This is a genomic window from Streptomyces sp. NPDC001513 (genome assembly GCF_042894695.1).
Lineage (GTDB): Bacteria > Actinomycetota > Actinomycetes > Streptomycetales > Streptomycetaceae > Streptomyces.
On the sequence record NZ_JBIAVU010000027.1, the window covers coordinates 16,577 to 26,262 of the forward strand.

Genomic DNA, 9,686 nt, shown 5'->3' on the forward strand with positions numbered 1-9,686 from the left:
GCGGACGGGACGAGCACGGCCCACCGATTGTCCCCCTGTCCCAACCGGCCCGTGCGCCGCTCCTTTCCCAGGAGAAGACTGCTGTCCTTGCGAATGACGGAAGCCCTGGCAATAGGCGTCCAATAAATGGCGAAGAGGTGACACAGGGCCTTCTTCTCAACATCGGGAATGCCGGTTAGTCTGCCTGAACGGAAGCGAAGATCCTTGACCAAGGGAGAATTCCACCGTGGAGAACGGAAGCCCCGAAGATGTCCTGAAGACGCTCACGCCGACCGTTCGCTGCAACGGGACGCCGCCCACGCCCGCCCTGCGCGAAGGGCCGTACTACAAGCCCGACACCCCCTGCAGGACCAGCTTCCGGGGCGATGTGGCAGGAGGCGTTCCGATGCTGCTGCACGGCGCCGTGCGCACCCCCGAGGGCAAGGCGATCGGCGGCACCCTGCTCGACTTCTGGCAGGTCGGGGACATAGGGATCTACGACGACGACGGTTTTCGGCTGCGAGGCCACCAGTTCGCCGACGCCGAGGGGCGGTGGCGGCTGGAGACGGTGCTGCCCGCCGTGTACCCGGGGCGGACGCGGCACGTGCACGTGAAGGTGCAGCCGCCCGGCGGAGCCGTACTGACCACGATGCTGTATTTCCCCGGGGAACGCCGAAACCACCTTGACAAGTATTTCCGGCCAGAATGCCTGATGGATGTGCGGGAAACGTCCGACGGTTGGGACGCTGCGTTCACCTTCGTTCTGGACATATGAAATCCGGCCACCGGCTCTCGTAGGGAACATTCCAGTCCGATGCCCGGAGATATCGATATCCGCCGTCCGTCGTGTCCGCGGGACGGAAGTCGACAGGAGACACATGGCCGATCTCATACGCGCCCAACGCGATACGCAGAGCGATGCCAGGAGTCACGCGCGAATCGGTGCCCGTAGCGACGTCCGCGGCGATGCCCTGAGCTACGCGCAGAACCACCTGTACTACCCGGTCAGCGCGTACGAGATGGACCACGGCGAAGGCGTCCACCTGTACGACACCGACGGCAACGAGTACCTGGACTGCGCGTCCGGCACCTTCAACCTGAGCCTCGGCTACGGGCACCCCGAAGTGGTCAAGGCCATGCGCGACCAGGCCGAACGGCTGGTGCACACCACCTCGACCTTCCAGACCGCCCCCGTCAACGAGTTGGTCCGGCGGCTGGTCGAGGTCACCCCGCCGAACCTGACCAAGGTGCACCTCAAGGTGTCGGGAGGCTCCACCGCCAACGAGGGCGCGGTCAAGATGGCGCAACTCGCCACCGGCCGCCGCGACGTCGTCACCCTGTTCCGCAGCCACCACGGCCAGACCATGATGACGACGACCATGTCGGGCGAGTCCTTCCGCAAGGCCCCGTTCCCGCACCTGATGCCCGGCGTGCTCCAGGTCCCCGACCCCTACTGCCTGCGTTGCTTCTACCGCCAGGCGGGCCCCGACAGCTGCGGCATGCTCTGCGTCGAGCGCATCAACGACTTCCTCGACCATGCCAGTTCCGGCAGTGTCGCCTGCGTGGTCGTCGAACCGGTCTCGGGCAGCGGCGGCAACATCGTGCCCCCCGACGGCTACCTGCCCGCCCTGCGCGCCTTATGTGACGAACGGGGCATCGCGCTCGTCTTCGACGAGATCCAGACCGGCATAGGCCGGGTCGGCCGGATGTTCGCCGCAGAGCACTACGGGGTCCGGCCCGACATCCTGACCACCGCGAAGGGCCTCGGCGGCTCCGGCGCCCAGATCGCGGCCATCGTCGCCGACGAACGGATGTCCGGGCTGAGCGCCGACCACCACTCCTTCACCTACGGCGGCAACGTACTCGCCGCTGCCGCCGCGGCCACCACCCTCGAGGTGATAGGCCGCCCCGGCTTCCTGGAGAACGTCCGGGAGGTCGGCGCCCACATCATGGAACGGTTGCACGCCCTGGCCGCATTGCACCCCGCCGTCGTGGACGTGCGAGGCCTCGGCCTGATGATCGGGATCGAGATCGGCGACGAAGCGGGCCGCCCGCACAGCGAACGCGCCCAGACCCTGGCCCGGCGCGGCATGGACCATGGCCTGATCCTGCGCACCTCACGCTACGGGCGGGGGAACGTGATCAAGATCCGCCCGCCGCTGATCCTCACCCGCGCCGAGGCCGATCTGCTCTGCGACCGGCTCGAAGCCCTCTTCGCCACCGAGGCCGCCGCATGACGGGCACCGCGCACGGCAGCCAGCCGGGGGCCGCGGCGCTGCGGCAGTACGTGACCGGCCTTGCCAGTGCCGTCCGCGAGGCCGTGCTGGCCGCCCAGCACCGGGCCGGCAGCCGCCTGGTCCGGGGCCACTCGCCAGGCGGGGACGCCCAGTTCGGCCTCGACGAGGTCGCGGAGGCCGCCGTCTGGAAGTACGTCGTCGGTCACGACCTGCCCGTCGCCGTCTACTCCGAGGACCGCGGCCTGCAGTACCACGGCACGGACCCGGCCCACCTGCTGGTCGTCGACCCCATCGACGGCACCCGGCCCGCCGTCGCCGGCCTGGAGTCGGCCACCGTCTCGGTCGCCGTCGCCCGTATGTCGCAGCGCCCGCGCATCGCCGACGTCGAGCACGCGCTGCTTATGGAACTGCGTACGGGCGCCTACCTCTACGGGGACCTGGCGACGCCCGGCATCACGGCGCACGGCTACGACCACCCCGTCCCGGCCCTGACCCGCACCACCGACCCCGCGCGGATGTTCTGGTCGCTGGAGTTCAACGGCCACCCGGCCCGCCTGATGACCGAGGCCTACGGCCACCTCATCGACCGCTCGGCCAACACCGGCGGGGTCTTCGTCTTCAACAGCGCCACCTGGTCCATCTCCCGGCTGCTCACGGGCCAGCTCGACGCGTACGTGGACATCGGCAACCGGTTGCTGCGCGACGATCCGGCGCTGCTGCCCGAGTTCGAACGCGTCGGCAACGGCCGGGTCCTGCACCTGTTCCCGTACGACATCGCGGCGGCCGTCTTCCTCGCCGAGCGGGCCGGCGCGGTCATCACCGACGGCTACGGACAGCCGCTCGGCGACACCGTCCTGACCGACCTGGGCATCGACAACCAGCGGTCCTGCGTGGCGGCGTCCACCCCCGAACTCCACCGGGCCCTGCTGTCGGCCGTCCGATGGAAGGAGTGACGCCCATGCACCCCCGGAACACCCCGCCCGCCGGATCGGCCGGCACCGCGACCGCCGACGACACCGAGTTCAGGGCCCTGCTCGACCGGCTCTCCGACAAGGCCACCGCGGACTACTACAACCCGTTCACCACCTTCGACTGGCCGCCCACGATCCCCACCGACGGGCTCTGGATGTCCCCCGAACTGCTCTCCGTCCACGGAACCGAGCTGATGGACGAACTGAGCCCCGCCCAGTGCCAGGCCCTGAGCCGGTGGGAGAGCGTCAACTTCTACAGCCTCAACGTGCACGGCATCCGCGAGCTGCTCATCGAGGTCACCCGGCGCATCCACACGCCCGGCTTCGAGCTCCCCTCCGAGTTCTTCCATCACTTCATCGGCGAGGAGAACGACCACATGTGGTTCTTCGCCACCTTCTGCCTCAAGTACGCCGACAAGATCTACCCCGACAAGTCGGTCAAGCTGCCCGAGGCCCCGCGCGACCCGGACATCGAGAACTTCCTCGTCTTCGCCCGGATCCTGATCTTCGAGCAGATCGTCGACCACTACAACGTCCAGCTCGCCGCCGACCGCCGACTGCACGCGACCATCCGGCACATCAACCGGCTGCACCACCAGGACGAGTCCCGGCACATCGCCTTCGGCCGCCGCCTGGTGCAACTGCTGTGGGAGCGGCTCCTCGACAGCGGCCTGGACGAGGCGGCCCGGCTCGAACTGCGCAGCTATCTCGGCCGCTACATCACCACCAGCATGGAGTCCTTCTACAACCCGGCCGTCTACCGGGACGCGGGCCTGGCGAACGGCTTCGCGCTGCGCGGACGGCTGCTCGCCCACCCCGCCCGGCAGGCCGCCCACGCCAAGGTCCTGCACAAGACCACCGACTTCCTCCACCGGATCGGGGTGTTCGATGCCCGTCACTGACCCCACGGCCACCGGGACCACCTGGTCGGTCCGGGACGGACTCGCCACCCTCGACGAACCCGCCGTCCTGCTGAGGAACGCACTCGACGCGGTGTTCACCCGCTGGGGCGCGGAGGCCGGAGCCCGGCAGCAGAGCTACCCGCCGCTGCTGCGGGCCGAAGACCTGCGGTCCCTCGACTACTTCCGCAACTTCCCGCACCTGGGCAGCCCGGTCACCCGGATCCGCCCCGATCGGCTGGCCGCCCTCGCCGCGGACCCGCCCGGGGCCACCACCGCGCTGCCTGCATCCGAGCTGGCCGACGCCACCCACCTGCTGCCCTCCGCAGCCTGCTACGGCTGCTTCCTGCACCTCACCGGCACCAGTGCCGACACCCCCGTCCGGATCACCACCGTCGCGCAGTGCTTCCGCAACGAGGACCACTACGACGGGCTGCGCAGGCTCAGGGGGTTCACCATGCGGGAGATCGTGTGCATCGGCTCCGCCGACGTCGTACGGACCCACCTCGACCGGCACCAGGAGCGGATCCTCGCCTTCGGCGCGGCCCTCGGCCTCACCCTGGACCGGCAGCCCGCCACCGACCCGTTCTTCGAGAAGGACGGCGCCCGCTCCGTCATGCAGCTGCTCGCCCCGGTCAAGGAGGAGTACCTGCACACCGACGGCACCGCCGTCGCGTCCACCAACAACCACCGCAACTTCTTCGGCGAGCGTCGCGCCATCGGCCACGCGGGCCGCCCGGCCTTCACCGGCTGCGTCGCCTTCGGCCTGGAACGCTGGGTGCACGCCCTGGGCGACCTCTTCGAAGGGGACCTGGCCGCCGCGCACCGCGCGGTACGGCAGGCGGGGGAAGTCTCGTGACCCGGCTGAGCGCTCGGCTCGGGCTCGAACTGCCGCTGCTCCAAGCCGGGATGGGCGCCGTCGCCGGCCCCGCCCTGTGCGCCGAGGTGTCCCGGGCCGGAGCGGGCGGGACCCTCGCGCTGTACAAGGAAACGCCCGCGCGGGCCGCCCGGCTGGTCCGGGAGGTGGCGGCCGTCACCAGCCGCCCGTTCGGGGTGAACGTGGTCCCCGAGGTCATCGGGCCGGCCGGCTGTCTGGAACAGCTCCGGGCCGTCCTGCCCGAACTGCCCGTGGGCTGCTTCGTCACCTCTTTCGGGCTGCCCGACGCCGACGCGGCCCAGGCCGTGCGGGCGGCCGGACACCCGCTGGTGGTCCAGGTCGGCACCCTCGCGGACGCCGACACGGCCCTCGGACAGGGCGCGGCGGTCCTGGTCCTCCAGGGCACCGAAGCCGGCGGCCACCTGCTCGGCGGACTGCCCGCGGACCTTCTGCTGGCCGCCGTCCGGGCCCGCCACCCGCACGCGGTCCTGGCCGTCGCGGGCGGGATCGCCACCGGGAAGGACCTCTCGGAGGCCGTGGCGCGCGGCGCGGACGGGGCGATGGCCGGAACCCTGTTCGTCCCGGCCGCAGAATCCACCGCGCACCCGGAGTTCAAACGCCGGGTGGTCGAGGCCGTGGCCGACGACACCCTCATCACCTCCCTCTTCGACATCGGCTGGCCGAACCGCCCGCACCGGGTCCTGCGCAATGCCCTCACCAACGCATCGGACCGCGCCCCGGCCACCTTCATGGCCACCACCCGGGTGGACGGCCGGGAGCACCCGGTACCGCGCTACAGTGCGGCGGCTCCGAGCGAGGCCACCACCGGCCGCATCGAGGAGATGGCCATGTACTGCGGCCGGTCCTGCAGCCGCGTCACCGCCCTGCACCCGGCCGCCGTCACCGTTGCCCGGGTCCGCCTGGAGTACGAGAGCGCGCGCCGGCCCCCGACGGACTCCCGACAACTGCACCGGATCCAGGAGAAGTGATCATGGACGACGTGATCAAGCCGGTCGTGGACTGGCTGCGCGAACGCAACCCCACCGTCGAAGAGATCCCGGAGGACCTCGACCTGATCGAGAACCGGCTGATCGACTCCCTCGGCTTCATGGAATTCATCCTGCTGTTGGAGGACCTGATCGGCCGCGAACTACAGCTCGACCAGATCGACGTGAACCAGTTCCGCACCCTTCGGTCCCTCACGGACCACTTCCTGAAGGGGTGAACCGCCCATGGCACAGGCCCCACCGCTAGTCGGAACCGGCCGGGTCACCTCCCTGCACCTCGCCGCGCGCGCCGGGGAGCCCACCTTCCGCGTAGCAGAGGCCCGCGCAGTGACCGGCCGCGGGCTGGCGGGGGACCGCAACTACTGGGCGGGCGAGGGCCCGAGGCCCCGGCGCCGGGGCACCGGCCGGGCGTCCGGGGTCTGCGACGTCACCCTCATCGAGGCCGAGGCACTGGAAGCCCTGGCACGCGAACACGACATCGCGCTCACCCCCGCCGAGAGCCGCCGCAACCTCGTCTGCCGCGAGATCCGGCTCAACCCGCTGGTGGACCAGGAGTTCCAGATCGGCACGGTGCTCTTGCGCGGCCTCAAACTCAGCGAACCCTGCGCCCGCCTCGAACAGCTGGTCCGCCCGGGCCTGATCCGCGGCCTGCTGCACCGCGGCGGCCTGCGGGCCGAGGTGGTCCGCGGCGGGACGATCCGAGTGGGCGACCAGATCCTCCCGCTGCCGCACGGCGCGCGGCAGCTCGTGCCCCCCGTTCCGTCCGACCTTCCCTGAGGACGGCACGGATGCCCAATACGACGTGCCCGAACACCGGCACGCCATCACCGAATCGAGGACCCCGTACGCCGGCGTCCCGGGCGCCGCCGAGCCGGCGCAGACCCGGCCGGATCCGGACCCGACGCCCATGTCAATCCGCGGATCGGAACGGTTGGCCCGCGCGCTGCGCGGAATGCGGCCTTCCGGCCCGTGGCCCAGCAGACAGGAGGACAGTATGGCGATCGAAGGCGCCGCCCCCGGGCGGCAGAGCGGCAAGGTACCGGAGTTCGGAGCGGACGCTCCGTCATCCAAGGCCGTGGAGCGCGCGGAACGGGCGGGCGCGGAGCTCGCCGCGGCGGGGGCCGCCGTCTCCGTCCGCCTACTGGAGTGGGGCTTCGCCCTCCGCCTCGACCAGCGCGCCGCCGACCGCCTCGCACCCCCCAACAGCACTGGGCCCGACAGCGGCTTCCCCCGCCTGGTGGAGGAAGTGCTCGCCGGCTCCCTGCCCGAGACTCTCGCCGAAACCGTCGGCGCGGGGCTGGCCGGCCGCGCCGAACAGATCGGGGCGGCCGCCCGGGGCACCGGGTGCGAGCTGGTCTCGCCATGGGCCGCGCCCACCCTCCTCGCCACCGTGGCCCTCAACTCGCCGCCGCGCGAGACCGGCCTGTGGTTCAGCGTGTTCGAACCGCGCCAAGGCTGGGGAGCCGACATTCAGTTCACGGCACGCTACGCCTCCGAAACACCGGCCCTGGCCGTCTTCCGCGATGACCTGTACTGCGTCTACGAAGGCCGGGGCGATGACCCCGACCTGTGGTGGACCGCGCACCGCGCGGACGGCAGCTGGTCCGAGGACCAGCCGTTCCCCGGTCACCACACCCTGGGCAGCCCGGCCCTGGCCGTGTTCCAGGACCGGCTGTACTGCGCGCACCGCGGCGGCTCGGGCAACTGGGGCATGGCGCTGACCTCGTACGACGGTGATGCCTGGACGCCGGACCGGCCGGTCCCGGACGCCGAGAGCGTCTACGGCCCGGCGCTGGCCGTCTTCCGCGACGCACTCCACCTCGCCTACGCCGACGCCGCCCAGCGGATCATGGTCACCACCAGCCGGGACGGCCGCAGCTGGACAACGCCCGAACCCGTCCCCGGCTGTGCCACCACGAGGTCCCCGGCGCTCGCCGTGTACGACGGCAACCTGCACCTGCTGTACGGCAACCCCAAGGACGGAGCGATCCACTGGACCAGGCTGAGCGGCACCACCTGGACCTCCGAGGGCGCGCTGCCCGGCCACCGCACCCGGAGCAACATCGGCCTCGCCGTCTTCGACGGCAAGCTGATGTGTGTCCACCGGGACCCCGCCCGCCAGCAGCTGTGGTGGTCCGCCTTCGACGGCGCGGGGTGGAGTACGGACACCGCGATGCCGGGGCACAGCAGCAAGTACGGTCCGGCGCTGGCCGTGTACCGGGACCGATCCGGCACCCGCGACCAACTCCTCTGCGTCCACCGGGGCCACGCCCAGCGCTTCATCACCGTGACCGGGGAGCTGCTGACCGACGAGGACCCGGCGGGGCTGCACGAACTCGACGATCCGGCCTCCGACGCCGACTGAGACAGGGCCCCGCACGGCTGCCGCAGGCTCGCTGCCAGGGCCAGTGCCACGGGGCCGGCGCTGACGACCAGAACGTCGGTCTGCGGCGGGAGGGGGTGATGAGGGGCGACGTAGGCATGGTGTCTCCTCGTGGTGGGACCCTCGTGAACTACGAAATCCGCTGACCGCTGCGGCTGTTGCTCGCGCCGCCCGTGTCGACCGCACCTTCCTCTACCGCCACCGCGATCTCCTCGACGCGCTCCACTCCGCCGCCCACGAACCCGCCATGCAGTCCGGGAGGGGGCCCGTTGTCAGTCGGGCCTCACTGCAAGCCGACCTGGCCCGACGCGGCCGCCCGCGGCGCCCGCCAGGCCACACGCGCCCAGCAGCTCGAAGAGCGCCTGTCGAACAACGCGGATGACGGCTCCCGGGCTCCTGAGGGAGGGTCGTCGCCTTCCGGTGAGCCCGCTGCCCTGGCGTGGCGAAGGACGGCGGGCTCGGCGGTGGGCTGGGGTCAGTGATTGTGGACGCAGTACATGCGTCCGTACGGCGCTCCCATGTCGCCCGGGAACGTGGCGAAGGCCAACGCCGGGGCGGAGGATGCGGTGCTCGAGCACGGACTCCAGGGTGCGGAGCGAGGACTCGGCGAGGTCGCGCTGGCCGGCCTTCCACTCCGCGGTGTACCCGGCCGCGTTGCGGTAACGGAGCGTGTATTCGTGCGGGCACTTCGACCAGCGGGACTGCGAGTGCTCGCAGTCCTTGTAGAAGGTGCCCATGCCGTGGGGCAGGGACTTCGTTGCCATGCGGTGCGGGACTCCTCGGGCGCCAATGCTGACCTTTTGCTGACGCAGGAGGGTCCACCACGTTCCTGACCTGCACGAAGACGGATATCTCGTGTTACGTGCTGGAACTGGATCGGCCGCAGCAACGAGGAGATCGTCCAGTTCCGCCAGGACTGGATGGAGGGCACCCGTTCAGTCGAGGGGGCCGCATCCTGTGCGGACAACGTTCCGTCCGGGCAAGCGGCGGGGGGCTCCGGGAGGGCCTCTCCGGACCCTCGACGTTTCCCGGCCATGACCAGCTGGGGTCGGCTTTGCCAGGGCCAATGCCGGCCCGGTGTTCACTTGGTGAGGGTGCGTCAGGAAAGTCGGTGTCCTGCGGCGGTCGTGGAGAAGGTGTGGGCTGGGCGCACACGGCCGACGTGACAGCCTGCGCGGAGCGTGACTTTCAGAGGTTCTGGCGCATGGCCTCGGGGCGGGGCCCTGCCTCTCTTCCCCGGCTGGCCACGTGAGCTGCAAGCCCGGCCCGCGCCAGAACGCGCCGTAGGGGCTGCCGCAAGGACCGGGTGCCATCTCAGCACGCAGGACGGTTC

The 9,686-nt window shown here is 70.9% G+C and carries 9 protein-coding genes; all 9 read left to right on the forward strand.

The genetic code is table 11. From position 1 onward, the window contains the following. Positions 1-226: 226 nt before the first annotated feature. The 9 genes from ACFYZ4_RS39185 (at position 227) to ACFYZ4_RS39225 (ending at position 8,335) form a co-directional block, all read left to right on the forward strand. Positions 227-754, forward strand: a complete 528-nt coding sequence (locus ACFYZ4_RS39185; protein WP_390786248.1) for a hypothetical protein — start codon at positions 227-229, stop codon at positions 752-754. A gap of 103 nt (positions 755-857) precedes the next feature. Then, entirely contained in the window at positions 858-2,216 is a 1,359-nt protein-coding gene (locus ACFYZ4_RS39190) for an aspartate aminotransferase family protein (RefSeq protein WP_390786249.1), read from the forward strand. Beyond that, positions 2,213-3,169, forward strand: a complete 957-nt coding sequence (locus ACFYZ4_RS39195; protein WP_351297419.1) for an inositol monophosphatase family protein — start codon at positions 2,213-2,215, stop codon at positions 3,167-3,169. The genes ACFYZ4_RS39190 and ACFYZ4_RS39195 overlap by 4 nt, the downstream gene beginning before the upstream one ends. Before the next feature lie 5 nt (positions 3,170-3,174). Beyond that, complete coding sequence (locus ACFYZ4_RS39200) at positions 3,175-4,089, forward strand: diiron oxygenase (RefSeq protein WP_390786250.1); 915 nt, start codon at positions 3,175-3,177, stop codon at positions 4,087-4,089. Beyond that, positions 4,076-4,945 (forward strand): hypothetical protein, encoded by an 870-nt coding sequence (locus ACFYZ4_RS39205; protein WP_390786251.1) that lies wholly within the window; start codon positions 4,076-4,078, stop codon positions 4,943-4,945. The genes ACFYZ4_RS39200 and ACFYZ4_RS39205 overlap by 14 nt, the downstream gene beginning before the upstream one ends. After that, positions 4,942-5,952: an NAD(P)H-dependent flavin oxidoreductase gene (locus ACFYZ4_RS39210; RefSeq protein WP_390786252.1), complete on the forward strand. Its 1,011-nt coding sequence runs from the start codon at positions 4,942-4,944 to the stop codon at positions 5,950-5,952. Before ACFYZ4_RS39205 ends, ACFYZ4_RS39210 begins: the two co-directional genes overlap by 4 nt. A gap of 2 nt (positions 5,953-5,954) precedes the next feature. Next, a complete protein-coding gene (locus ACFYZ4_RS39215) occupies positions 5,955-6,188 on the forward strand; it encodes an acyl carrier protein (protein ID WP_327733592.1) in 234 nt (77 codons plus the stop codon). A gap of 7 nt (positions 6,189-6,195) precedes the next feature. Then, the gene (locus ACFYZ4_RS39220; protein WP_390786253.1) at positions 6,196-6,747 is read left to right on the forward strand and encodes an MOSC domain-containing protein; all 552 of its coding nucleotides are present in this window, start codon (positions 6,196-6,198) and stop codon (positions 6,745-6,747) included. Positions 6,748-6,964: 217 nt separating this feature from the next. Beyond that, positions 6,965-8,335 (forward strand): hypothetical protein, encoded by a 1,371-nt coding sequence (locus tag ACFYZ4_RS39225; RefSeq protein ID WP_390786254.1) that lies wholly within the window; start codon positions 6,965-6,967, stop codon positions 8,333-8,335. Positions 8,336-9,686 lie beyond the last annotated feature (1,351 nt).

Bases quoted from the DNA above. Each gene is read 5' to 3' on its own strand.
- ACFYZ4_RS39190 (WP_390786249.1), top strand. From the start codon at position 858: ATGGCCGATCTCATACGCGCCCAACGCGATACGCAGAGCGATGCCAGG.
- ACFYZ4_RS39195 (WP_351297419.1), top strand. From the start codon at position 2,213: ATGACGGGCACCGCGCACGGCAGCCAGCCGGGGGCCGCGGCGCTGCGG.
- ACFYZ4_RS39200 (WP_390786250.1), top strand. From the start codon at position 3,175: ATGCACCCCCGGAACACCCCGCCCGCCGGATCGGCCGGCACCGCGACC.
- ACFYZ4_RS39205 (WP_390786251.1), top strand. From the start codon at position 4,076: ATGCCCGTCACTGACCCCACGGCCACCGGGACCACCTGGTCGGTCCGG.
- ACFYZ4_RS39215 (WP_327733592.1), top strand. From the start codon at position 5,955: ATGGACGACGTGATCAAGCCGGTCGTGGACTGGCTGCGCGAACGCAAC.
- ACFYZ4_RS39220 (WP_390786253.1), top strand. From the start codon at position 6,196: ATGGCACAGGCCCCACCGCTAGTCGGAACCGGCCGGGTCACCTCCCTG.
- ACFYZ4_RS39225 (WP_390786254.1), top strand. From the start codon at position 6,965: ATGGCGATCGAAGGCGCCGCCCCCGGGCGGCAGAGCGGCAAGGTACCG.